Genomic DNA, 290 nt, shown 5'->3' on the forward strand with positions numbered 1-290 from the left:
GTAAAAGCAGATAAAAACGGTACAGTTGGCAGTGTTTCTCTACATGATAAAGATATTCCGTTACAGACAAAAATTTATTATGAAGTGAAATCTTCCGAACGTCCAGCCAACTATGGCGGAATCACAGAAGAATGGGGCATGAATGATGTCTTGGACACGACCCATGATCGTTTCACAGGGAAATGGCACGCTATTACGAATTATGACCTTAAAGTAGGGGATAAAACGTTAAAAGCAGGAACAGATATTTCTGCCTACATTCTTTTAGAAAACAAAGACAATAAAGACTT

The 290-nt window shown here is 37.9% G+C and carries 1 protein-coding gene; it reads left to right on the forward strand.

Features of this window, described 5'->3' with window-relative positions:
• Positions 1-290 (forward strand): LPXTG cell wall anchor domain-containing protein (locus HMPREF2810_RS12540; RefSeq protein WP_141750873.1); only part of this gene is annotated, 290 nt, incomplete at both ends.

Origin of the sequence: Enterococcus sp. HMSC078F03 (assembly GCF_001811595.1) — a bacterium.
Taxonomy (GTDB): domain Bacteria; phylum Bacillota; class Bacilli; order Lactobacillales; family Enterococcaceae; genus Enterococcus; species Enterococcus faecalis.